General features: G+C 66.2%; 20 protein-coding genes, 1 tRNA gene and 1 pseudogene. 11 read left to right on the top strand and 11 right to left on the bottom strand.

The annotated features are described in order from the left end of the window. Window positions 1-54: 54 nt before the first annotated feature. The 4 genes from OXS49_RS01260 to OXS49_RS01245 form a co-directional block, all read right to left on the bottom strand. Window positions 55-837: an ABC transporter ATP-binding protein gene (locus tag OXS49_RS01260; protein WP_267421037.1), complete on the bottom strand. Its 783-nt coding sequence runs from the start codon at window positions 835-837 to the stop codon at window positions 55-57. Window positions 838-912: 75 nt separating this feature from the next. After that, on the bottom strand, window positions 913-1,704 hold the full coding sequence (locus OXS49_RS01255; protein ID WP_267421036.1) for an ABC transporter permease: 792 nt from the start codon (window positions 1,702-1,704) through the stop codon (window positions 913-915). Window positions 1,705-1,711: 7 nt separating this feature from the next. Beyond that, window positions 1,712-2,695: an aliphatic sulfonate ABC transporter substrate-binding protein gene (locus OXS49_RS01250; RefSeq protein WP_267421035.1), complete on the bottom strand. Its 984-nt coding sequence runs from the start codon at window positions 2,693-2,695 to the stop codon at window positions 1,712-1,714. Between the two features lie 71 nt (window positions 2,696-2,766). Then, complete coding sequence (locus OXS49_RS01245) at window positions 2,767-3,138, bottom strand: hypothetical protein (protein WP_267421034.1); 372 nt, start codon at window positions 3,136-3,138, stop codon at window positions 2,767-2,769. A 508-nt stretch (window positions 3,139-3,646) separates the two neighbouring features. Here OXS49_RS01245 and OXS49_RS01240 point away from each other — a divergent pair. The 5 genes and pseudogenes from OXS49_RS01240 (at window position 3,647) to OXS49_RS01220 (ending at window position 8,410) form a co-directional block, all read left to right on the top strand. Continuing rightward, window positions 3,647-4,402, top strand: a complete 756-nt coding sequence (locus tag OXS49_RS01240) for a MetQ/NlpA family ABC transporter substrate-binding protein (RefSeq protein ID WP_267421032.1) — start codon at window positions 3,647-3,649, stop codon at window positions 4,400-4,402. A gap of 82 nt (window positions 4,403-4,484) precedes the next feature. After that, window positions 4,485-5,285 carry a MetQ/NlpA family ABC transporter substrate-binding protein gene (locus OXS49_RS01235; protein ID WP_267421030.1) on the top strand — a complete coding sequence of 267 codons (801 nt, stop codon included), beginning with the start codon at window positions 4,485-4,487 and terminating at the stop codon, window positions 5,283-5,285. A 2-nt stretch (window positions 5,286-5,287) separates the two neighbouring features. Further along, window positions 5,288-6,412: an ATP-binding cassette domain-containing protein gene (locus tag OXS49_RS01230; protein ID WP_267421027.1), complete on the top strand. Its 1,125-nt coding sequence runs from the start codon at window positions 5,288-5,290 to the stop codon at window positions 6,410-6,412. Further along, the gene (locus OXS49_RS01225) at window positions 6,393-7,046 is read left to right on the top strand and encodes a methionine ABC transporter permease (RefSeq protein ID WP_267421024.1); all 654 of its coding nucleotides are present in this window, start codon (window positions 6,393-6,395) and stop codon (window positions 7,044-7,046) included. The genes OXS49_RS01230 and OXS49_RS01225 overlap by 20 nt, the downstream gene beginning before the upstream one ends. After that, window positions 7,043-8,410: pseudogene (locus tag OXS49_RS01220) on the top strand (LLM class flavin-dependent oxidoreductase). Before OXS49_RS01225 ends, OXS49_RS01220 begins: the two are co-directional and overlap by 4 nt. 347 nt (window positions 8,411-8,757) lie before the next feature. On the opposite strand, the gene OXS49_RS01215 reads toward OXS49_RS01220, so the two are convergent. The 6 genes from OXS49_RS01215 to OXS49_RS01190 all read right to left on the bottom strand — a co-directional run bounded on the left by OXS49_RS01215 (window position 8,758) and on the right by OXS49_RS01190 (window position 17,129). Further along, the gene (locus tag OXS49_RS01215) at window positions 8,758-9,390 is read right to left on the bottom strand and encodes a glutathione S-transferase N-terminal domain-containing protein (RefSeq protein WP_267421022.1); all 633 of its coding nucleotides are present in this window, start codon (window positions 9,388-9,390) and stop codon (window positions 8,758-8,760) included. A 17-nt stretch (window positions 9,391-9,407) separates the two neighbouring features. Further along, window positions 9,408-10,931 (bottom strand): cation/acetate symporter ActP, encoded by a 1,524-nt coding sequence (actP, locus tag OXS49_RS01210; RefSeq protein ID WP_244000126.1) that lies wholly within the window; start codon window positions 10,929-10,931, stop codon window positions 9,408-9,410. 15 nt (window positions 10,932-10,946) lie between these two features. Further along, complete coding sequence (locus OXS49_RS01205; RefSeq protein WP_267421011.1) at window positions 10,947-11,213, bottom strand: DUF485 domain-containing protein; 267 nt, start codon at window positions 11,211-11,213, stop codon at window positions 10,947-10,949. 279 nt (window positions 11,214-11,492) lie between these two features. Continuing rightward, complete coding sequence (locus OXS49_RS01200; protein WP_267421009.1) at window positions 11,493-12,401, bottom strand: amino acid ABC transporter substrate-binding protein; 909 nt, start codon at window positions 12,399-12,401, stop codon at window positions 11,493-11,495. Window positions 12,402-12,613: 212 nt separating this feature from the next. Beyond that, window positions 12,614-14,191, bottom strand: coding sequence for an ABC transporter substrate-binding protein (locus tag OXS49_RS01195; RefSeq protein ID WP_244000121.1), 1,578 nt, complete (start codon window positions 14,189-14,191; stop codon window positions 12,614-12,616). Window positions 14,192-14,480: 289 nt separating this feature from the next. Continuing rightward, the gene (locus OXS49_RS01190; RefSeq protein ID WP_267421006.1) at window positions 14,481-17,129 is read right to left on the bottom strand and encodes a glucosidase; all 2,649 of its coding nucleotides are present in this window, start codon (window positions 17,127-17,129) and stop codon (window positions 14,481-14,483) included. An 87-nt stretch (window positions 17,130-17,216) separates the two neighbouring features. Between OXS49_RS01190 and OXS49_RS01185 the strand changes: the two genes are divergently transcribed. The 4 genes from OXS49_RS01185 to OXS49_RS01170 all read left to right on the top strand — a co-directional run bounded on the left by OXS49_RS01185 (window position 17,217) and on the right by OXS49_RS01170 (window position 20,936). After that, on the top strand, window positions 17,217-17,459 hold the full coding sequence (locus tag OXS49_RS01185) for a hypothetical protein (RefSeq protein WP_244000117.1): 243 nt from the start codon (window positions 17,217-17,219) through the stop codon (window positions 17,457-17,459). 258 nt (window positions 17,460-17,717) lie between these two features. After that, entirely contained in the window at window positions 17,718-19,340 is a 1,623-nt protein-coding gene (locus OXS49_RS01180; RefSeq protein ID WP_267421002.1) for a Na+/H+ antiporter, read from the top strand. Between the two features lie 110 nt (window positions 19,341-19,450). Further along, window positions 19,451-20,011, top strand: a complete 561-nt coding sequence (locus tag OXS49_RS01175; RefSeq protein WP_267421000.1) for an HAD domain-containing protein — start codon at window positions 19,451-19,453, stop codon at window positions 20,009-20,011. A gap of 187 nt (window positions 20,012-20,198) precedes the next feature. Next, window positions 20,199-20,936 carry a hypothetical protein gene (locus OXS49_RS01170; RefSeq protein ID WP_267420998.1) on the top strand — a complete coding sequence of 246 codons (738 nt, stop codon included), beginning with the start codon at window positions 20,199-20,201 and terminating at the stop codon, window positions 20,934-20,936. Between the two features lie 284 nt (window positions 20,937-21,220). Here OXS49_RS01170 and OXS49_RS01165 read toward each other — a convergent pair. After that, window positions 21,221-21,297 (bottom strand) — tRNA-Met (locus OXS49_RS01165). A 243-nt stretch (window positions 21,298-21,540) separates the two neighbouring features. Between OXS49_RS01165 and OXS49_RS01160 the strand changes: the two genes are divergently transcribed. Together OXS49_RS01160 and OXS49_RS01155 are read left to right on the top strand one after the other, a co-directional pair. Further along, window positions 21,541-21,975: a CHRD domain-containing protein gene (locus OXS49_RS01160; protein ID WP_267420996.1), complete on the top strand. Its 435-nt coding sequence runs from the start codon at window positions 21,541-21,543 to the stop codon at window positions 21,973-21,975. Window positions 21,976-22,063: 88 nt separating this feature from the next. After that, window positions 22,064-22,402 carry a hypothetical protein gene (locus OXS49_RS01155; RefSeq protein ID WP_267420994.1) on the top strand — a complete coding sequence of 113 codons (339 nt, stop codon included), beginning with the start codon at window positions 22,064-22,066 and terminating at the stop codon, window positions 22,400-22,402. The last annotated feature ends 37 nt before the right edge of the window (window positions 22,403-22,439 follow it).

Below are 22,439 nucleotides of genomic sequence, written 5' to 3'. Positions count from 1 at the left end.
CCGATTGCTCGACCTGCGATCGCCGTCCGACCCTCGGCATGGCAGCGAACGGTTCTACCACCAGCCGGCGCGCATCTCGGGTGCCGGGTCACGGCGGGTGGTCGGAGGATGCAATGAGCGATCGAGGGCGGCCATGACCCGGCGCACCGCCTCCTCGTAGCGCGCCGAGACCGGATCGCGCGGGCGCGGCAGATCGATCGCGACGGTCTCTTCGAGCCGGCCCGGCTTCGGCCGCATCACCACGACCCGGTCGGCCAGCGTCACGGCCTCACCCACGTCATGCGTGACGATCAGGATCGTGGGTTTTGACGCGGCCCAGAGATCGAGCAGCTGCTCATGCAGGCCGCGGCGCGTGAAGGCATCGAGCGCGGAGAAAGGTTCATCAAGCAGCAGCACCCGCGGCCGCGGGACGAACGCCCGGGCGATGGCCACGCGTTGCTGCTGACCGCCGGACAGCTCCCGTGGCCAGCGGCGGCCATGCTCGGCCAGACCGACCCGCTCCAGGGCTTCGGCGACACGTGCCCGGTTCTCCGATCGCCCGAGACCGACAAGACCGAAGCCGACATTATCGGCGACGGTCAACCAGGGCAGCAGCCGCGGTTCCTGGAAAACCACGCCGACACGGGGATGCGGCTCAAGGATCTTCTCGCCAGCGACCTCCACGGCCCCCGCGCTGGCGCGATCGAGTCCCGCGATCAGCCGAAGCAACGTCGTCTTGCCGCAGCCGGATCCGCCGATGAGCGCGACGATCTCGCCGGGCGCGGCCGACAGGCCGATGTCGGAAAGCGCCTGCGTGCCGTCCGCATAAGTCTTTGAGAGGGCATCGACGATCAGCACAGGCAATCCTGGAACGAGCGAAACATTACAGAGTGCGAGACGAGACCAGAACCCCACCACCTTGGCGTTCGGCCATTACAGGCTTTCCCGCGCCGTATCCTGCCAGCGCGTCAAGGGGCGGGTCAGCACGACGAAGAGCGTATCGGCCAGCTTCCCGGCCAGCGCGAAGGCGATGATCGCGGCGAGGATCTGATCGGGCTTGCCGAGTTGCTGGCCATCGACGAGCAGGTAGCCGAGGCCCTCGGAGGCCCCCATGAGTTCGGCCGCGACCACGAAAAGGAAGCCGAGACCGAGGCCGGTGCGCAGCCCGACCAGGGTCGCCGGCAGCACTGCGGGCAGCAGGATGCGCCGGGCCATGGCGAGGCGCGACAACCGATAGATCCGTCCGACCTCGACGAGCTTGCGATCGACCGATGCGATCGCTCCGGACACGCCGACATAGACGGGAAAGAAGACCCCGACGGCGATCAGCAGGACCTTCGGCGTCTCCAAGATACCGAACCAGAGGATAAAGAGTGGGACCCAGGCGAGCGACGGAACCGCGCGCAGCGCCTGCAGGCTCGGATCGCAGATCCGGCGCACCAGCGGCAACATCGCGACCGCGGTACCCATCAGAATCCCGGCGGCGGCGCCCCCGAGGAAACCGAGGCCGACGCGGATCAGCGTCGCTTCGACGTGGGACAGGAGATCGCCCGACGCGGCGAGTTCGAAAAGCGTGGCGCCGATCCGGCTCGGCGGCGGCAAGAGGCGCCCGGATGCCGCACCGGTATCGACCGCGATCTCCCATCCGACCGCAAGGGCCATCGGAAGCGCGAGCGCGAGACCGACCCCGAGGCCGACGCGGCCACCCTGTCGCAACACTGGCATCCCCGCCTCAACGGCCGGCGACAGGATTATTGAAGCGCGTATCGAGCAGAGCATCGACCGCGGCGGCGACATCCGTGCCGGCTGGGATCACCCCGGCCTGCTGAAGGGCAATGCCAGCCGCTTTGATCGCTTCCGCCTGCGCAGGTCCGATCGTCGGCTGCGACAGGTCGGTGCGCTCCAGTTGGCGGGCGATCACCGGTTCGGGCAGCTTGGTGGCGGCGACCAGGGACGCGCTGAGCGCCTGCGGGTTGGCCAGCGCGTAGGCCCGGGCGCGCTCGTAGGCCGCTATGACCGCCTGAACGAGATCGGGATGGGCCTGCGCGAACGCCTCGCGGACATCGAGCAGGCCCCAGGTGTTGGCCGCTGCGTCGCGGTAAAACAGCACGTCGCCGTTCTCGATCTCGGCCGCGGCCATCATCGGGTCGAGCCCCGCCCAGGCGTCGACGTCCCCGCGGTCGAGGGCGGTACGCCCATCCGCATGCTGGAGCAGGACGAGCTTGGCGTCCTTCTCGGTCAGGCCTGCACCCTGGAGCGCGCGGATCAGGAAGATGTGCGGATCGGTACCCCGGGTTACCGCGACGCGTTTCCCCTTCAGGTCGGCGGGCTTGGCGATGCCGGCGTCCTTGCGGGTGACAAGGGCCGTCCATTCCGGGCGCGAGAAGGCGTAGACCGCGCGGATTGGATTGCCGTTGATCCGCGCCACGAGGGCGGCGGCGCCCGCCGCCGAGCCGACATCGATCGCGCCGGCATTCAGGTACTCAAGCGCCTTGTTCGATCCGAGCGATTGGACCCAGCGGACCTTGATACCCTTCGGCGCCAGCGCTTCCTCCAGAAAGCCCTTCTCCTTCAGCAGAAGGCCGACCGGATTGTAGGTCGCCCAATCGAGGCGGATCTCCGTCGGATCCTCGGCGTGGGCCATCTGCCCGAACGATCCCGGCAGGATCGCCAGGGCGAGGCCGGCGGCCAGGACGAGTCTGCGGGTTGCGGACATCAACGATACCTTGAGAAGCGTCGCCCTGCGGAAATGGCGGATCGTGGAGAGCTCAGGAAAGAATCGCGCGGTCAAGTCAAGCAGGGGCCAGTCCAAAAGATCGCGCGCCTCAACCGCGCGATCCAAGTGTTGTCGCGACGCGGATAGGAAATTGCGGCGTGGCGGGCCGCCCGGATCGCAATCGCCGGAGATGCTTTTCCCATCACCCCCGGTCGATCGGCCACGCGCAAGAGACCCAAAGTATTTTCTGGAAAACGATTTAAATCAAAAGGATAATTCCGCCAATCCAACGCCATCTCGGCAATTTCAAACGCGTCTTCATCTCGGGATGAAGAATTTTCTTGTTGTCGCCCTCCCAACTGTCGCCGAGCGATCCGTCGACAAATGCGCATGAAGATAGATTGCGAAGAAATATTTTGCTCCCGCAAAGGCTCAATTTGCATCGTCCTTCTGCATGAACCGAAATATATGGAAGACCTTTTCGTTGGATCATCCGGACCCCGATGGGGGGGGCGCGGCTTTCTCGGGGAGGCTACGAACGGCGTCCCACCGATCAGGCCGCAAATCCCCGCCAAGGCCGTCACCCTTCAACGGTCGGGTGTCGTCGGCAGCCGCGCCCAAGCTGGCGGAAAACCGATCTTCCCGTCTCCAGCTTGGCAGGCGTCGAAGCGGACGGCGACAGACGGCTCCGACCTGCCCGCAGCCCGGAACCGACTCATGTCGAATGGCCGAAATCCATGACGACGGCGAGCGGGGAGAACATCGATAGTCTCGGACCGCAGAACTCCGAAACAACGCTCCTCAAACGGGTCGAAATTCGATAGTTGCTACTCTTGCACGGTTTGTTGTGTTTTGGGACATGAAGAAGAACGTTCATCTACAAGATGACTTTGAAAAGTGCGTACCGTGCCTGCAGCGACCCGTCGTGTTTTCCTGTCCGGCGCCCTAGCCATGACCCTCGGACCGACCCGTGCAGCAGCGGGGCCGCTGCGGGTCGTAGCGTCGGCCGTTCCACACGTAGAAATCCTCGACTTTGTCGCGGGCAAGCTCGCCGCCGACCTCTCTCTGAAGATCATTGAGATCTCGGGCGATCTTCGCCCGAACGCCCTGCTGCGGGATGGCGACGCCGACGCCAACTACTTCCAGCACGTGCCCTTCCTCCGCACGGAGGAGGCCGCCATGGGGGTACGCTTCGCCGTCGTCGCGGCGGTGCATATCGAACCGCTCGGGTTGTACAGCCGTCGCGTCAAAGCGCTCGATGCCTTGCCGGCAGGCGGTGTCGTCTCCCTGTCGAACACCGTCTCGAACACCAATCGCGGGCTGTTGCTGTTGCAGGCCAACGGGTTGATCCGGCTGCGCGCGAAGGACGCGGGTGCGCTCGCAACCCTGGATGACATCATCGCGAATCCGAAAAACCTTCGCTTCGTCGAGATCGCGCCGCCGCAATTACCGCGCTCCCTCGATGACGTCGCCCTCGCGGTGATCAACGGCAATTACGCGTTGGAAGCGGGGCTGGAGCCCGCGCGGGATGCGCTCGCGCTCGAACGCGCCGAGGGCAACCCGTATGCGAACGTCCTCGTCACGACCGAGGGCCTGGTGAAGGATGCCCGCGTGCTGCGCCTCGGCACGCTGCTGACCTCGGCCGAGGTCGCAGCGTTCATCCGCACCCGCTACCGCGGCTCGGTCCTGCCTGTCCGCCCGTCCTGACCAGCGCAGCTCCCGCACAGAGCTCGAAACCTCGACAACTTGCCGGGTCTCACCTGAGCCGGCAGACCGGAGTCCACGACCGATGCGCTTTCTGAAGACCGTCGCCCTCGCCTTGTTCTGCCTGGGCACAATAGCGGCACAGGCCGAGACCCTGAGGATCGGAACCGTGCCGGGCGCCTACAGCGATGCGCTCAACGCGGCCGCCCCGGAAGCCAAGGCGCAGGGCATCGAGCTGAAGGTGATCGAGTTCAGCGACTGGACAACGCCGAACGTCGCCCTCGATGCCGGCGATATCGACCTGAACTTCTTCCAGCATCGGCCCTTCATGGAGAACACCGCGAAGCAGAAGGGCTACCGGTTCGACATCGTCGGGCTCGGCATTCTACAGAATATCGGGCTGTTTTCCCTCAAGCATAAGAGCCTGGATCAGATTCCAGCAGGCGGGAAGGTCGCCATCGCCAACGATCCGGTGAACCAGGGCCGCGCCCTTTTGCTCCTCCAGAAAGCCAACCTGATCAAGCTCAAGGACGGCGTCGGCTTCCTCGGCACCGTCGATGACATCACCGAGAACCTGAAGAGGCTGACATTCACCGAGGTCGAGGGACCGCAGCTGGTGCGGATCACCGGTGATGTCGATCTCGCGCAAGGCTACCCGCATTTCATCGTCGCCGCCGGCACCTTCGATCCGACAAGCGGGCTGATCTATTCCGGAATCGAGGACAAGCTGTTTGCGGTGAGCTTCGTCACCAAGGCATCGCGCAAGGACGATCCGACCATCAAGAAATTCGTGGCGCTATTCCAGAACTCCGAGGCCGTGAAGCAGCAGATCCACACCGCCTTCGCCGGCAGCGACAAGCTCTACCTGCTCGCATGGCGGAAATGACCATGGCGGTTCTGGCCCTGGACAGTCTCGGGACGGCACGCGCGGCCACACCGAGGGTGGCGGCTCCCGATGCGATCCCGCTCACCCGGGTGGATGCAGGCGCACGCGGAACCGTTCGGTTCGAGAATGTTTCGAAGACGTTCCGCTCCGCGTCCGGCGAGGTCTTCGCGCTCGACGACGTCAGCCTCGACGTTTCGTCCGGCGCGATCTTCGGCATCATCGGCCGCTCCGGCGCCGGGAAATCGACCCTGCTGCGCACGGTCAACCGGCTGGAGCAGCCGACGTCGGGCCGTATGCTGGTCGATGGCGAACCGATTGCCGCTTTGGGCACCGACGGGCTCGTGGCCCTGCGGCGCCGCATCGGTATGATCTTCCAGCACTTCAACCTGCTGTCGGCCAAGACCGTCCGCCAGAACGTGGCCCTGCCGCTCACGGTGGCGGGGGTCGGCAAGGCGGAAATCGCCCGCCGGGTGGAGGAGGCGCTGCGCCTCGTCGGCCTGGCGGGCAAGGCGGAGACCTATCCGTCCCGCCTGACGGGTGGGCAGAAGCAGCGCATCGGCATCGCCCGCGCCCTGGTGAGCGACCCCGAGATCCTGCTCTGCGACGAGGCGACCTCGGCCCTGGACCCCGAAACCACCCTGTCGATCCTGAGCCTGCTGCGCGACATCAACCGGCGGCTCGGTCTAACCATCATCCTCATCACCCACGAGATGAGCGTGATACGCGAGATCTGCACCGACGTCGTGGTGCTGGAGGCGGGCCGGATCGCCGAGTCCGGGCCGGTCTGGCGGGTCTTCGGCACGCCGGAGCACCCGGCGACGCGGGCGCTGCTCGCCCCCCTGACCCGCGACCTGCCGGAGGATCTGGCGGGGCGGCTCACGCCCCACCCGACACCCGGCAGGAAGGCTGTGTTGCGGATCACCTATTCCGGGCGGACGCCGCCCGACCTGTCGGCCCTCGTCGCGGCCACGGGCGGACCGGTGCAATTGCTGCAGGCCGGCATCGAGCGGATCCAGGGGCATGCGATCGGCCACCTGCTGATCGCCGCCGGCCCGGAGGCAGAGGCCCGCCTCCGGGCCATCAGGGAAACCGTCGCAGGGATCGGCTATGTCGCCGCAGATGATTGACCGCCTTTGGCAGGCGGCGTTCGACACGCTGTTCATGGTCGGAGTCTCCGCCGGGATCGCCGTGCTCGTCGGCATTCCCCTCGCGCTGTTCCTCGTCACCTCCGAGCCCGGCGGGATCTTTTCGGTGCCGCGGGCGAACCGCCTTGTCGGCATGGTGGTGAACGGTTTCCGCGCCGTGCCCTTCATCGTGCTGCTCGTGGCGCTGATCCCATTCACCCGGTTCGTTGTCGGCACCACCATCGGGGTCTGGGCCGCAATCGTCCCGCTCGCCGTGAGCGCGACGTCGTTCTTCGCGCGGATCGCCGAGGTCTCGCTGCGGGAGGTTGATCCCGGGCTGATCGAGGCGGCGCAATCCATCTGCTGCCGTCGTCGCCACATCCTGCTCCACGTGCTTCTGCCCGAGGCCCTGCCGGGGATCGTCGGTGGCTTCACCATTACGGTCGTGTCGATGATCGGCGCCTCGGCGGTGGCCGGCGCGGTCGGTGCGGGCGGACTCGGCGACGTCGCCATCCGCTACGGCTACCAGCGCTTCGACACGACAGTGATGTCCGTGGTGATCGCGATGCTGATCGTCCTCGTGTGTCTTGTGCAGGTCGCTGGCGACAGCGTAGTGCGCAGGCTCCGGGCGCGATGACGGCCCCCCGCAAGGAGATCCGTCTCAACGCGTTCAACATGAACTGCGTCGGCCACATCAACCACGGCCTGTAGACCCACCCGCGCGACCAATCTAGCGCCTACAACACGCTGCGCTACTGGACCGATCAAGCAAAGCTTCTTGAGCGCGGCCTGTTCGACGGGATGTTCATCGCCGATATCCTTGGCGTGTACGACATCTACGGCGGCGGCATCGACGTGACCGCGCGGGAGGCCGTGCAATTGCCGGTGAACGACCCGACGCTGATCGTCCCGGCCATGGCGGCGGTAACGGAGCATCTGGGCTTCGGCGTCACCGTCAACGTCTTCGCGGAGGCGCCCTACACCTTCGCCCGGCGGTTCTCGACGCTCGACCACCTCACCGGCGGCCGGGTCGGCTGGAACATCGTCACGGTCTATCTCGAAAGCGCCCATCGCGGCCGGGGCGAAGCGCTGCCGGTCCATGATCGCCGCTACGATTACGCCGACGAGTATCTGGAGGTGCTCTACAAGCTCTGGGAAGGAAGCTGGGACGATGACGCGGCGCGCCGGGACCGCGCGGCGCGCGTCTTCAGCGATCCGACGAAGATCCGGCCGGTCTCCCATCGCGGCGAATTCCTGGCGGTCGAGGGCACCCATCTCTGCGAGCCTTCGCCCCAACGGACGCCGGTTCTCTACCAGGCGGGCGCCTCCGGCCGCGGCCGCACCTTCGCGGGTCGACACGCCGAATGCGTGTTCATCTCGGCCCGGGACAAGCCATCCGCCCGCGACGCCGTGCGTGCAATCCGCACGGAGGCCGCCGCGGCCGGGCGCGACCCGCAGGACGTGAAGGTGTTCATTGGCATCGCCGTCATCCCCGGCCGCACCCGGGCGGAGGCCGAGGATAAGCGCGCCGAGTACATGCGCCACGCCAGCGCCGAGGCCGGGCTCGCGCATTTCTCGGACTCCACCGGCATCGACTTCGCCCGCTACGGCCTCGACGAGCCGATCCCCTATGCACCCGGCAACGCGATCCAGTCGGCGACGGCGGCGGCTGCCAAACGCGGTCTGACCAAGCGCGATCTCCTGGGGGAACTCGGCCTTGGCGGGCGCTACGCTGTACTGACCGGCGACGCCGTGTCCGTCGCCGATGAGTTGCAATCTTGGGTTGAAGAAGGCGAAGTGGACGGGTTCAACCTCAGCCCGATCGTCGTGCCGGAGAGCTTTTCCGACTTCATCGACCTCGTGATCCCCGAGCTTCAGGATCGCGACCTCTACAAGACTGCCTACGCGCCCGGATCACTTCGGCGGAAGCTGTTCGGCGAGGGCGACCACCTCCCCGACCGCCACGCTGCCCATTCTTTCCGGAACATACATCGGCTTTGACACGCGGCGCGGTAACGATCGAATGGACACTATCTTATGTTATCAAATCGAAATCCGACCCTGAGCCGCTGTATCATGCGCGAACGGCTTTTCCGGTTCGGTGGGTGACTGCGCGACCCTGTAGCCCTCGCTCCACGGTATCGATTGCAGCGCACATCTACCGTTCCGCCCTGGAACGCGGAGCGCGCGGAGAGGCCGGCCATGCTGCGGCCGAGGAAAGCGTGCCCTATCGGGACATCGCAAAGGCAATCGGTCGCCAGCTTGGCGCCAGCCAGATCGCCGCCCCCTTGGGAGGGGGAAGCGCCTTTTGGCCCGCTCGCGATAGGGGGCGCGAGCAACGGGCCGGCCTACATCACACGGTCGGTGATGGTCTGAGCATAGGGCACCGAGTTCCGGAACGAGGGCCGCTGCTCTAGGCGATCGCTGAGCGCAACAAGGTTCGGGTAGAGATCCCGCCAGGGCAATTCGGCAAAGCGAACCGACAGATAGCCGACCACTGTGCCGGCCGCGATGTCGCCGAGGCCGAAGCGGTCACCCACCGCCCATTCGCGGTCGCCGACAAGGCGCGCGATCTCGGCCAGGCCGCCCTCGATCTTGCGGCGTTGGCGCGCCAACCAGGGGGCACTCGCGTGCTCGCCGCGCTGGCGCTCGAAGAAGGTGAGCACCAAGGCGTCGCAGATACCGTCGCACAAAACCTCGAGCTTGCGCGCCGCGAGCGAGCCAGCAACATCGTCAGGCAGCATCGGCGTCTCGGGGTGCATGAGGTCGAGGTATTGCAGGATGTAGCTCGATTCGTAGACGCTGCCGCCATCGGGCAGCAGCAGCACAGGTAGCTTCTCCAGCGGATTGTGGAGCGGCAGGCTGGTCGTGGAATCCCACGGCACCTCGGTCAGCAATTCGAACGGCAGTCCCTTCTCGGCGAGGGCGATTCGTACCTTTCGGGCGTAGGGGCTCGGGGTCGCGCTGATCAGCTTGAACATCGTCGAGTCCCTAAAACCTATTCGGCCGGCACGGTTTCGAAACGCGCGCGATCGGTGGCGCCCTGATGGCTGCGGTCGAGGCGCGAGACCAGCCAGCAGGTCACGAAGGCGAGCGGCAAGGTCACAAGGGCCGGCGGATCGAGCGGAAAGAGCGGGGCAGCGTGCCCCAGGACCTTCACCCAAACCGCCGGTCCGAGCACCGTGAGGACCAGCGCGCTCACCAAGCCGGCTGTGCCGCCGGCGACGGCGCCGAGCGTGGTCAGGCCGCGCCAGTACAGCGCCAGGATCAGAACCGGGAAGGTCGACGAGCAGGCGACCGCGAAGGCGAGGCTGACCATGTAGGCGACGTTCTGGCCCTTGAAGGCGATGCCCAGGCCGATCGCCACGAGGCCCAGGACCAAGGTTGCGATGCGCGAGACCTGGACCTCCCGGCGCTCGTCGACGCGCCCACGCCGGAACACGCTGGCGTACAGATCGTGGCTGACCGCGCTGGCTCCGGCGAGCGTCAGCCCGGCCACGACGGCCAGGATGGTGGCGAAGGCCACAGCCGAGACGAAGCCCATCATGGCGTCCCCTCCCACGGCGTGGCTGAGATGAATCGCCGCCATGTTGCCGCCGCCCCGCAGCATCCCGGCCGCGTCGACATAGGCGGGATTGCCGGCCGTCAGCGCCACGGCACCGAAGCCGAGCAGGAAGATCAGGGCGAAGAAGGCGTTCATGAAGGTCGCCGCCCAGAACACCGAAAGGCGCGCGGCGCGGGCATCCGGCACGGTGAAGAACCGCATCAGGATGTGCGGCAGACCCGCCGTGCCCAGCATCAGCGCGAGACCCAGGGAGAAGGCCGAGAGCGGATCCTTGGCCGGAAACTGCGGCGCGAGGATCGCCGCGCCTTTCGGATGAACGGTCGCCGCCCGCGCCAAAAGGGCATTGAGGTCGAAGCCGAAGCGGGCGAGCAGCAGGCCGGCGATGGTGAAGCCGGCAATCAGAAGAAGCACTGCCTTGACGATCTGAACCCAGGTCGTCGCCACCATGCCGCCGAACATGACGTAGCAGACCATCAGCACGCCGACGACGAACTCGGCGTAGAGATAGTCGAGGCCGAACAGCAGCTGGATCAGCTGACCGGCGCCGACCATCTGGGCGATGAGATAGAACGCCACCACGACGAGGGAGGCGCAGGCCGCGAACACACGAATCGGACGCTCGGCGAGGCGGGTGCAGACCACGTCGGTGAAAGTGAAGCGTCCAAGCCGCCGCAGCTTCTCAGCCAGCAGGAACACCACGATCGGCATGCCGGTGGTGTAGCCCACCGCGTAGATCAGGCCGTCGAAGCCGTTGGCGACGACGAGGCCTGTCAGACCCAGGAAAGCGCCGGCCGACATGAAGTCGCCCGCGATGGCAAGGCCGTTCTGAAACCCGGTGATGCGTCCGCCCGCGGCGTAGAAATCCTGCGCCGAGTGGGTGCGCCGCGCGGCCCACCAAGTGATCCAGAGGGTGAGCGCTACGAAGACGAGGAAGAGGCCGATCGCCACGAGGTTCATGCCGCGCGTCCCGGGTCAGGAGCGTGCGCGGAAGACCCGCGCCTCGGCACGGTTCGCGACCACGACGTAGAGACCGGTGAGCACGACCCCGAGGCCGATCACGCCAAGCCCCAGGACGAAAGCCGCGTTGACGCTGCCACCCGGGACGAGAGGCGCGGCGCACCAGGCCGGCGCGAAGGCGCAGAGCCCGATGAAGCCGAAGAACGCAGCGGCGAGCAGGCCCAATAGGAAAAGCCCGAGACCGAGCGGCTCGGTAGCGGAGGCAGGGGGTTCAGGGCTCACAGCAGGTCTCGGTCAATTGATCGCCCCGGGTGATTGCACGGCCCATGCCAGTCCTGATTCCCGAGCTATGCCGTTCCACGTACGCTTGGTCCGGCGGGACGCTCCCGAAACGGCCAGGCTGCCGCCATCGGACCGGCAAGGGCGGGGACAACGCGACCTACCCCGCATTGTCCCGCACCGATGGTCGGCACCGATGACCCCAGGTGATCGGTTGGATGGCCCCCTGACGGTGGCACCACTGGCTCGCGCGCACGGCAGCGCTTTGTCTTGTCCGGCTCTTCAGTACATCGCTGGGTCCGGGCTATCGCTCGGATGCATCATGGTCTTGCTCATGGACGCGTTCATCGGGAAGTTGAGATTGATCCCGCGCGGCGGGATCGGCTTGGTGAACCACTTGTCGTAGAGCACCTTGCCGTCCGGGCTGGCGTACAGCTTGGCGGTGGCGGCATCCGCAACCTTCTTGAACGCCGGATCGTCCTTGCGCACCATGATCCCGTAGGGCTCCGGACGGGAGAGGGCGTCCGACGAGATCCGATAGGCACCCGGCTCCTTCGAGGACGCGATCAACGAGGCGAGCAGGACGTCGTCCATGACGTAGGCCGCGGCGCGGCCGTTCTCCACCATCAACCACGCCTCGCCATGGTCCTTGGCCTGCAGAACCGTCATCCCGAGGTTTCTCGCAGTGTTGATTTCGAGGGTCTGTACGATGTTGGTCGAACCTGGGATCGACACGACGGTCTTGCCTTTGAGATCGTCGATCTTGTCGATCTGCGCCGATTTCTTCGAGGCGAACCGCGTTGCGGTGAGGAAGTGGGTGTTCGTGAACCAGACTTGCTTCTGCCGATCCGCGTTATTGGTGGTCGAGCCGCACTCGAGGTCGATCGTACCGTTGGCCATCAGCGGGATCCGCGTGGAGGCAGTCACGGGAACCAGCTTGACCGCCAGCTTCGGAAGCTTGAGTTCGGTTTTGACCGCGTCCGTAATCGCGTAACAGATGTCCATCGCGAACCCGATCGGCTTCTGATCGCCGTCGAGATAAGAAAACGGTATCGACGCATCCCGATAGCCGATGGCGATCTCGCCATTGTCCTTCACCTTCTTCAGCGTACCGGTAAGTTCTTCGGCCCCGGCGGGGTGAGAACCGAGGAAGAGGATCGTCGACAGGATCAGCCAGGACTTGTGCGACATGACGGTCCTCCAGCCACACAGGGAGCCGCGCTTCCGGGCGGTTCGGGAGCGGACATCGCGTCCGCGCCCATTCGGCACGGCAGCGGGTGCGTAACTGAGGGCAATTTTCGCGCCGGTCTCCACATTAAGCTTCGGACAACAAACCCGGCCGGTGACGTGCCGGCTCAGGCTGGCTCAACGAAAATGCTTGTTCCACCGCGGTGATATGCGAATTAAATCCGCCGGATATTGGTGAACAGCGGCAGGCCAACCTGCATCCCGTCGAGGTCGGCCCGGTAGGCCGTGGGCTGAAGATAGGACCCCAAAGGCAGGAACGGGACGTCCTCGAAAGCCTGGATCTGCATCTGCCGCGCGATGTCGAGCCGCTGGGCTTGGTCTGCCGTGTCGATCCAGGCTTGACGCTGCTGCTCCAGCTGCACATCGGTCGGCCAGCCGTTCCAGCCCTTCAGCCCGGTACCGCGCAGCAGCAGGTGGCCCGCCGGGTTTAGCATGTCATAGCCGCCCCAGAACGAGCCGAACACATTCCAGCCGCCCGCGTCGATCGGCTGCTGGCGCGTGGCGCGCTGCACCACGGTCCCCCAATCGGTGGCGACCTCGTCGACGTTCAGGCCGAGCTGTCGCATCATCGCGACGCCGACGCTGCAGATCGCGTTGATGCGTGGGACGTCCGTCGCCGACAGGAACACGACCCGTTCGCCCTTGTAGCCAGCCGCGGCGATGTCGCGCTTGAGTTGAGCGAGATCGTGCGTCCCGTTCAGGTCCTCCATGCCGGCGTCGTTGGCCATGGGCAGGCCAGCGGGTCCGAACACCCCGACCCGGGTATCCACGGCGGCGTTGTCACCCGCGACAGCCTGCATGAACTCGGCCTGATTGACGGCGCGGAGTACGGCGCGGCGGATCGCCGGGTTGTCGAAGGGTGGATAGAGGAAGTTAAAGCGCAGGACGCCGATCAGGCCCTTATCCTCCACGACCTGCAACTTGATCGCCCTGTTCGTGCGCAGGCTCGGCACGAGATCCATGAGCGGTTGCTCGACCCAATCGACCTCGCCGGCTTGGAGGGCGGCGACCTGCGTGCCCGGGTCCGGGTTGGTCAGCCACTCGACGCGGTCGAAATGGGCGATGCGGGGGCCGGCGCAAAAACTCGGCGGTCCGTCGGTCCGGGGTACATAGCCCTCGAAGCGGCGGTACACATTGCGCGCGCCCGACACGCGCTCGTCGGCGACGAAGCGAAACGGGCCCGAGCCGACCATCTCGGTCAGCCGGGTGGTGGGCGGTGTCGCGGCCAGCCGCTCCGGCATGATGGCCGCCATGAGGTTCGTTGGTTTGGCCAGGGCGTTCGGCAGGAGCGGGAATGCACGCTTGAGGCGGAACTCGACCACCGTGTCAGAGGGCGCCGAGAGTTCGTCGGCGGCCGCCATCAGCGCCTGGCCGAAGGGATCCGTGCTCGCCCATCGCTTGAGGCTGGCGACGACGTCCCGTCCCAGAACCGGGTTGCCATCGTGGAACCTCAACCCGTCGCGTAGGGTCAGGCGCACGCGCCGGCCACCGTCTTCGACGCTCTCGCCCCCGACCATCTGCGGCCGGGGCACACCGGCGGCATCGAGGGCATAAAGGGTGTCGAACACCATCATCACGTGGTTGCGGGTGACGAAGGCGCTGACCAGCGGATCGAGCAGGGCGAGGTCGGCGTAGGGGACGAACTTGAGGGTCGTGGCGATCTGCGCACGCGCGAGGCTCGGCGCGGCGATAAGGGAGGCGGTGACGCCAGCAAGTACATCGCGTCGCCTCATCGAGCGTCTCCAACCGCTTGGATGGCGTCCATTGTGCAGGTGGCATGCCAGAAGGGGCAACGGCGCGCTTGGCGGTCAATCGTACAACGCTTGCAGCAATAAGCAGCCGTGCGTGCTTCGATACCCGGAGGTACATCGGCCGGCATAAACACCGGGGGTGAACCGTTTGGACGGGCGTTGGCCCAAACGCGGCGCCCAGCTCGTTTGCAAGGTGGCAGGCCCCATCGCCAACAGACTCGGACGATGGGATGCCCGGTTGATCTTGGCGATCTCCAGATCGACACCGTGCCTATGGATGCACCTTCGCCCGATTGTGCAGAAGGTTGAGGATCAAAGCCGTCCAACCTGTCTGATGAGAGGCGCCGAGTCCCCGACCGGTGTCGCCGTCGAAGAATTCGTGGAACAGGAGAGCCTCCTCAGCCTCTGGGGTGGGCGGGATCGAGACCCTTTTGCCGAGGTACGGCCGGCCGCCAGCCTCGTCCTTGGTGAAGAGGGCGATCAGCCGATCCTGGAGCGCGTCCGCGATCGCGGCGAGCGTACGCATCTCCCCCGAGCCGGTTGGAAATTCCACCAGGAAGTCGTCGCCGTAATAGGTGTAGAAGCGCCGCAAGGCCTCGATGATCAGGTAGTTCATCGGCATCCACACCGGCCCACGCCAGTTGGAGTTGCCGCCGAACATGTTCGATGTGGAGTCCGCCGGATCGTAGCGGACCGAGAAGGAGGCGCCGAACTCGTTCAGGGCATAGGGCTGGTCGCGATGTGCCTTCGACAGTGAGCGAATGCCGAACGGCGAGAGGAACTCCGCCTCGTCGAGCATCCGCCGGAGCAGCGCCTTCATTCGATGACCGCGCAGCAGCGACAGCAGCTTGCGGTCTTTGACCCCGCCTTCGTCCCAGCGCGACACGAGGCGGGCGAGGTGCGGGCGGTTCTCCAGCAGCCAGTTCAGACGTCGGGCGAAATCCGGCAGGCGCTGAAGCACGGAGGGCTCGATCACCTCGACGGCGAAGAGCGGCACCAGACCGACCATGGAGCGGACCCGCAACGGCAGCAGCCCGGCGCCGGGAATATCGACCTCGTCGTAGTAGAATTCGTCGTCCTCGTCCCAGAGCCCGAAACCCTCGCCGCCCATGTCGGTCATGGCTTCGGCGATCAGGAGGAAGTGCTCGAAGAATTTCGAGGCGGTGCTCTCGTACACGTCGTTGTGGAGCGCGAGTTCGAGGGCGATCCGCATCATGTTGAGGGCATACAGCGCCATCCAGGCGGTGCCGTCGGCCTGATGCACCATGCCGAAGCCCGGCGGCGGCCGGGACCGGTCGAACACGCCTACATTGTCGAGGCCGAGGAAGCCGCCCTGGAAGACGTTGCGGCCCCCCGCATCCTTGCGGTTCACCCACCATGTGAAGTTGATCAGCAGCTTGTGAAAGACGCCTTCAAGGAAGGCGAGATCACCGCGCCCGCCGCGGCGGCTGCGGTCGATCTCGAACACCCGGTAGGTCGCCCAGGCATGGACCGGCGGGTTGGTGTCGGAAAACTCCCATTCGTAGGCCGGGAGCTGGCCGTTGGGGTGCATGTACCATTCGCGCGTCAGGAGCAGGAGCTGCTTCTTGGCGAAGTCCGGATCGAGCAATGCCAGCGGCAGGCAGTGGAAGGCGAGATCCCACGCCGCGAACCACGGATATTCCCACTTGTCCGGCATCGAGAGCACGTCGGAGGCCGCGAAGTGCCGCCAATGGGCATTGCGGCCCCCGTCGCGCTCCCGGGGCGGCACCGGCTGCAGCGGATCGCCCTTGAGCCAGACCTGCACGTCGTAGGCGTAGAGCTGTTTCGACCAGATTAGCCCCGCGGCGGCCTGCCGGAAGATCGTGCGAGCATCGGGATCAGCGATCCCATCCTGAAGGTCGGTGTAGAAGGCATCGGCCTCGGCGACGCGCAGGTCGCGCACGCCGCCGTCGAGATCGAGCGGGCGCGTCCGCGTGCCCGCCGAGAGCCGCAGGCGGATTCGCGTCGTTTCCCCCGGCTCCAAGCGGTTCGCGTAGTGGAGGCCGAGCTTGGTGCCGGTATCGTGCCGGATCGCGGAGGCATCACCGTCCACGATCGCCGTGTGGAGACCGTCCTTGAACGGTCCTTCGGCGTCGGGCCGTCCGGCGTGGCGCTGCAAGTTCGTGTCGTTCTCGCAGAACAGCACCTCCGGTTGCCCCTCGAAAGCCAGCCGATAGCGGCCGAGGCGGGGATGCTCGCAGGCGATGCCGCCCTCGGGATGGCGCTCCAGACGCGGGCGCGGGCCATTCTCCCGCCACGACCATGTGTTGCGGAACCAGAGCTGCGGGACGAGGTGGAGATCGGCGGCCTCCAAGCCGCGGTTCGTCGCGGAAACGACGACGTGGATGTCGTCGACATCCGCCTTCGCGTATTCGACAGTTACGTCGAAGAAGCGATTGCCTTCGAAGATCCCCGTGTCATCGATCTCGTATTCCGGGACCTCGCGACTGCGTTGCAGGCCCTCGCGCACGAGATCTTCGTACGGGTAGGCGGCCTGCGGATAGCGGTAGAGGAACTTGAGGTAGGCGTGGCTCGGAACCGCGTCGAGGTAGTGGTAGTGCTCCTTGACGTCCTCGCCGTGGTTGCCCTGCTCGTTGGTCAGGCCGAACAGGCGCTCTTTCAGGATGCGGTCGCGACCGTTCCAAAGGCCGAGGGCGAGACAGAGCAGGCCGCGCTCGTCGCAGATCCCGGCAAGCCCATCCTCGCCCCATCGGTAGGCGCGCGAGCGGGCATCCTCGTGGGTCAGCGAGCGCCACGCATTGCCGTCGCAGCTGTAATCCTCGCGCACGGTGCCCCATTGCCGCTCGCTGAGATACGGCCCCCAGAGCGACCAGGGCCGCTCGCCACGCGCCTGCTCGGCGATCCGGCGGCGTTCCGCCCAATCGATCGCGTCGCTCACGCTCGCCCCTTTCGCGGGTCAGCCGCCGGGGCAGGACGATGAACAGGGCTTGGCCGAACGACGATGCGATGCAGTTGATCGTAGGTCATGGAGGTCCAAGCCGACAGCGGTCCGGTGACGCCGCAATGCATCATCGAAGCCAAGCGTCGCGGATGGGATACCGGAGCCGAGACGCGCGCCTCGGCCTGGATGGTGCGCGTCTCGGACGGCGCCCATCGACGTGCGGCCAGCCCGGGCGGCCGGCAGGTCGTCTTGGCCCGGATGATCGCCGTGCTGGATACCGCCGGTGCGACGCCGCAGCCGATGTTTGATCAGCCGCGTCCTGCTTGAGCCTCTTCGGCTCAGCGGCCTCGCGGGTGGCGCCATCGTCTCGGGTAAGAACCGATGGAATGCGCCACCGCTCCTGAGAACCGATACAGCTTGCCAGGCGTCGCAGCATCTGTGGTGGCTTGCGAGCAGCGCCCCGGCGATGGACACCCCGCGTCGAGCCTCGGCGGCTGGCATAGGTCGCCCCGCTGGCGCATCGAGGCGTGCGGCGCGGTGCCGTTGGGCCCCGCTTTTTTGATACGGCCCAAGCGAAAGAGAGAGATGGAAAGCGTAACCGTCGTTCTGGCCTTACTGCTGTCCGTTCTGGTGAGTGGTGCCCTCGGTCGCCTGCTGCCTCTGCCGCTCCCCTTGATTCAGATCGTCATCGGCGTGGCGCTTGCCCTCGGGCCGCTGCCCAGCACGTCGCTGGATCCGGAAATCTTCTTCCTCGTCTTCCTGCCACCGCTCCTGTTCCTCGACGGATGGCGCATCCCGAAACGCGACCTGTTCCGGGACGGCAAGGCCGTGCTGGCGCTGGCACTTGGTCTCGTCGTGCTGACGGTGCTCGGCATCGGGACTCTCATCCACGGCATGATCCCCGGTATCCCGCTGGCCGTTGCGTTCGCGCTGGCAGCAGTCCTGTCTCCGACCGATCCGATCGCCGTCTCATCGGTCACGGCGCAGGCACCTGTCCCGCGTCGGCTGATGCACATCCTCGAGGGCGAGGCGCTCCTGAACGACGCCACCGGCCTCGTCTGCCTGCGCTTTGCCATCGCCGCGGCGCTCACCGGGACCTTCTCACTCCCAGAGGCCGCGACCACCTTCGTCTGGCTGGCTCTCGGAGGCGTCAGCGTCGGTGCCCTGACGACCTTCGTGCTGATGGGGGCTCAGGATCTCCTGCGGCGGCGCACGGGCGAGGATCCGGGCCTGCAGATCCTGTTCAGCCTGCTCACGCCGTTCGGTGCCTATCTCGCGGCCGAGCACGTGCATGCCTCCGGCATTCTGGCCGCCGTCGCCGCGGGCATCGCCATGACGTATGTCGAGATTCAAGGACGCAGCCTTGGCACCACCCGTGTCCGCCGGACCGCCGTATGGGACACCGTCGCGCTCGCGGCCAACGGCGCGATCTTCGTCCTGCTGGGCGAGCAGTTGCCGGAGGTGTTCGGCCATGCCGTGAAGCAAGCCGACGTGCAGGGGGCGGGCCGGCTCGTCGCCTGGATCCTGATCATCACCGCGGGCCTTATGGCGATCCGGTTCGTTTGGGTCTGGATCTCTCTCCAGTTCATGCTCGCGAAGGCGCGCCGGCGTGGCGAGAAGCGCGAAGGACCGACCTGGCGCCTCGTGGCCGCCACGACCTTGGCGGGCGTAAAGGGGGCCATCACCCTGGCGGGCATCCTCACGCTGCCGCTGACCCTCAGGGATGGCACCCCGTTCCCCGCCCGGGATCTCGCGATCCTGCTGGCGATGGGCGTGATCCTGACGTCCCTCGTCCTGGCGAGCACCGTCCTGCCGCCGCTGCTCCGCGGGCTTCGTCTCCCGCCCGAGCCCAGCCACGATGCCGAGGAGGATGCGGCCCGCGCCGCTGCGCGCGACGATGCCGTGAAGGCCATCGAGGCGCTGCAGCATCGCCTCGTGGAAGAACAGGAGGATGCATCGATCGCCGTCGAGGCTGGCGCCCGGGCCATGGACCGATACGAGGGTGTCGAGGCGCCGACCTCGGAGCGGCGGAAGGTCCTCAGCCGCGCCCGGCAGCTTGCAAACACCGAGAAACGTTTGCGCCTGGCTGGCATCGAGGCCGAGCGCCAGGCGCTCTACCGCTTGCGACGCTCGCAGATCATCGATGACGTGCTCCTGCGTCGCCTCGTCCGAGAGATCGATCTGATCGAAGCGCGGCTCGTGATCTAGTTTCCGATCGCCAGAAATCGGATGCGCCCCTGATGCTGGACCATCCCGGGAGCGCGTTGTAGGCGCTTCACGACGGCATCTGATTGGCCGCGCGGAACGGGAACAGCCCCTTGAGTGAGCACAGCGGGGTTGGACCACTGACGATCTACCTCGACATCGACGGTGTCGTGACGACGGTCGGCTATCAGCGGCAAGCCGGCAAGGACAGACTCGATCCATCGCAGGTGGCCCGCGTCGCCGCCCTCGTGCGGGATTTCGACACCAAAGTGGTTGTCTCGTCGACCTGGCGTGTCGACGATTGCCGTCCTACCCTGGTCGAAGCCGGCCTGCCCGAGCGGTGTTTTCACCCCGACTGGCGGACCGCCATCCTGCCGACGAGCCGAGACCCGGAGACGGGGGGCATGCGGCCAGCCGAGCAAGCCGGGCGCGGCGACGAGATCGCCGAGCACGCGATCCGAAATCGGATACCCCATTACCTGATCCTCGACGACGTCGAGGTGGGAGCGGCTCATGCGGGATGGCACGTTCGACCGGAGGCCGAGGTCGGCCTTTGCGAAACGGACGCAATCCTGGCCCGGAGGCTGCTGACCGAGATGGTCCAGGCGCGGCGCAGGACCGGGAGGACTGGCGCCGGATCTTCGGCTGCAGATTTACGATCCGGTAGGGATTGAACTTTCCGAGCACACCGGTCATTCCATGACAGTGGAGTGACACGCGCGTCACGCTACTCCCGACATCGACAGGGTCACCTGGACCCACGCCGGACCCGCCCGTCCGGCTCCTCCTCGACGCCGCTTCTGTGCGGCTGCCGGGGAAGCGTCGCGTCGGAGCGTTGAGCGGCAGGAAGGAGTGGCTGCGATGTTCGGGTTCAAGACTCAGGAATCGACGGACAGTCCCTCGCTGTCGGCGCTGGGCATCATCGAACGTTCTGCTGCGCAGGCCCATGCCACGCTGATCGCCATGGGGTGGTCCGAAATCGGTTTCGGGTATCACGGGTCGGTTCATGCACATCCGGATCATCCGGACGTTGTCGTGCGCTTCGCACGCAAGGCCGACGGGTTCGGTGATTACGCAGCGCTGCTCCGCAAGGGGTTTGCGGGCTCGAACGGACCGCATGCACCGCGCGTCCATGACATGCACATCAGCCGCTGCGGTGCGTTGATGACGGTGGGCTCGCGCCTGAGCGAGCCCGCGCGGGATGTCTGGTGGCTGGCCTACGCCCATGCCGTCATCGCGGACCACCCGGGCAGCGCGATGGATGAAGGGGTTCGCGATCGGTTCAAGGCGGAATGGCCGGCGCACGAACCCAGAATTGATCACGCCAGCTATGACGGCATCCGAGAGAGGTTCAGGGCCGCTTGGCCGGGATACGAGACCTACGTTGCGACCCTACGGAGTGTGTCGCCGCAGGGACTCGATCCGAACATCGGCAATGTCCTGATGGGTCTCGATGGCGACCCCGTGGTGAACGATCCGCTATGCGATGACGGACATGGTCTGTGGCGCTCGCCACTCGCTCGCGTGATGGGGCGTATCGCGGACGTTCTGCGTCGCTGGGTGGGCGATGCTCTGGGTCGAGCACCCATTCCTGCCTGATCGTGGGGACCGGCTGTTGAACGAAGTTCCGGCCCTCAGTACCAGCACAGTCGCATTGCGGCAGCTCGAGGGAAGTTGCGGGAAATGCGCTTTCGCGCTGCAGACTCGCACAAATCGGCGATGTACTGGCCTCGACACGCGCGTCTGAGGCTGCGAGCCCACCTGCGCCGAACCAATATGTTTGGAAAGAGTGATCGAACGATCGACCGATCCTGATCCGGCGAGCCAATGGCTGTTCAGCTCACCGGTCGCATCACGTATTCGGCCTAAGATGTTGAACTTGATGGTAGCGAGGGACGGATTTGAACCGCCGACACAAGGATTATGATTCCTCTGCTCTAACCAACTGAGCTACCCCGCCACGAGCCGAAACCGCGCTGCGCACGGTCGACGAGGGCGGTATAGGGAGCGCCGGCGTATGGTGTCAACGGTCCCGCGCGGGCAAATCGCATGGGCGTGGAGGGCGATGCTTCGCGCTGCGGACGTGAGACCAAACGGGACCACCGTCCCGCCCCGCAAGCGGTCAGGCACTGTGCCGGTCGACACGTCGCGCTAGGATGTGGATCGGGTTCGCCTAGACCCGACTCAACACTTGGAGCGTTCGATGACGCGTCACGCCTGCCGATATCTCGCTGTTGTGTTGGCCTTAGCGGCGGCGCCTGCCGCCCAGGCAGACGGGGAGGGGGCCACCTACCGGGCGACCCTGAACGCAGCCGGCGAGGTGCCACCCACCCCGTCGAAGGGGACTGGCGAGCTCTCTGCGACGTTCGATCCGGTCACCAAACGCCTCAGCTGGAACGGGAGCTACAGCAACCTCACCGGCCCGGTGACGGCAGCCCATTTCCACGGGCCAGCCAAACCGGGAGAAAATGCCGGGGTCCTCGTGCCGGCGACCGTGGCGGCCAGCCCGTTCACCGGCGAGGCGACCCTGGACGATGCCAAGGCTGCGGATCTCGAAGCCGGCCGCGTCTATTTCAACATCCACACGGCGGCGAATCCGAAGGGTGAGATCCGCGGACAGGTTCTGCGCGCACGCTGACGGCCCGGGCACGCTGACGATCTTGGATCGTCATCTCGACGCGCGGCGGCAGGGCCGGTAGGCCGACATCTCCCTGCCGGAGTTCCCGATGAAGCAGACCGAAGCCATCATCGCTTGGACGCCCGCCCGTTGGTCCGAGCTCAAGCCTGAGACGGCCGGGCAGGTTGTCATCCTGCCAGCCCCCGACGAGGCCGGGGTGTCGAAGCGCTACGTCATGCGCGCGGGCGCCAGTTCATCCGCGCTGGCCGGGCTCTCGGAAGAGGCGCGCATCGCCCGGCTGTTCATCGATTTCCAGACGCTCGTCGTGCGTGACGGTATCGATCCGCAGGTCGCCCACCGCGCCTTTCTGGCCATCGACGAGTATCGGTTCCGCATCGCGCCCGATACCGAGGGCGCCGAATTCGAGGACCCGCCCGAGGAAGATTAGCCGGGCGCATACCCTGCGCTGGCTGACCCCGGACATC

Source organism: Methylobacterium sp. GC_Met_2 (assembly GCF_026540795.1).
Lineage (GTDB): Bacteria > Pseudomonadota > Alphaproteobacteria > Rhizobiales > Beijerinckiaceae > Methylobacterium.
Note: the sequence above shows the minus strand (reverse complement) of the source record. Positions and strands in the feature narration are given on the sequence as shown.

Excerpts from the sequence above, each read along its gene's own strand:
- OXS49_RS01230 (WP_267421027.1), top strand. The coding sequence starts at position 5,288 with ATGGCGGTTCTGGCCCTGGACAGTCTCGGGACGGCACGCGCGGCCACA.
- OXS49_RS01180 (WP_267421002.1), top strand. The coding sequence starts at position 17,718 with ATGGAAAGCGTAACCGTCGTTCTGGCCTTACTGCTGTCCGTTCTGGTG.
- OXS49_RS01200 (WP_267421009.1), bottom strand. The coding sequence starts at position 12,401 with ATGTCGCACAAGTCCTGGCTGATCCTGTCGACGATCCTCTTCCTCGGT.
- OXS49_RS01250 (WP_267421035.1), bottom strand. The coding sequence starts at position 2,695 with ATGTCCGCAACCCGCAGACTCGTCCTGGCCGCCGGCCTCGCCCTGGCG.
- OXS49_RS01235 (WP_267421030.1), top strand. The coding sequence starts at position 4,485 with ATGCGCTTTCTGAAGACCGTCGCCCTCGCCTTGTTCTGCCTGGGCACA.
- OXS49_RS01245 (WP_267421034.1), bottom strand. The coding sequence starts at position 3,138 with ATGCAAATTGAGCCTTTGCGGGAGCAAAATATTTCTTCGCAATCTATC.
- OXS49_RS01255 (WP_267421036.1), bottom strand. The coding sequence starts at position 1,704 with ATGCCAGTGTTGCGACAGGGTGGCCGCGTCGGCCTCGGGGTCGGTCTC.
- OXS49_RS01185 (WP_244000117.1), top strand. The coding sequence starts at position 17,217 with ATGGAGGTCCAAGCCGACAGCGGTCCGGTGACGCCGCAATGCATCATC.
- OXS49_RS01225 (WP_267421024.1), top strand. The coding sequence starts at position 6,393 with ATGTCGCCGCAGATGATTGACCGCCTTTGGCAGGCGGCGTTCGACACG.
- OXS49_RS01170 (WP_267420998.1), top strand. The coding sequence starts at position 20,199 with ATGTTCGGGTTCAAGACTCAGGAATCGACGGACAGTCCCTCGCTGTCG.
- OXS49_RS01215 (WP_267421022.1), bottom strand. The coding sequence starts at position 9,390 with ATGTTCAAGCTGATCAGCGCGACCCCGAGCCCCTACGCCCGAAAGGTA.
- OXS49_RS01160 (WP_267420996.1), top strand. The coding sequence starts at position 21,541 with ATGACGCGTCACGCCTGCCGATATCTCGCTGTTGTGTTGGCCTTAGCG.
- OXS49_RS01195 (WP_244000121.1), bottom strand. The coding sequence starts at position 14,191 with ATGAGGCGACGCGATGTACTTGCTGGCGTCACCGCCTCCCTTATCGCC.
- OXS49_RS01240 (WP_267421032.1), top strand. The coding sequence starts at position 3,647 with ATGACCCTCGGACCGACCCGTGCAGCAGCGGGGCCGCTGCGGGTCGTA.
- actP (WP_244000126.1), bottom strand. The coding sequence starts at position 10,931 with ATGAACCTCGTGGCGATCGGCCTCTTCCTCGTCTTCGTAGCGCTCACC.
- OXS49_RS01155 (WP_267420994.1), top strand. The coding sequence starts at position 22,064 with ATGAAGCAGACCGAAGCCATCATCGCTTGGACGCCCGCCCGTTGGTCC.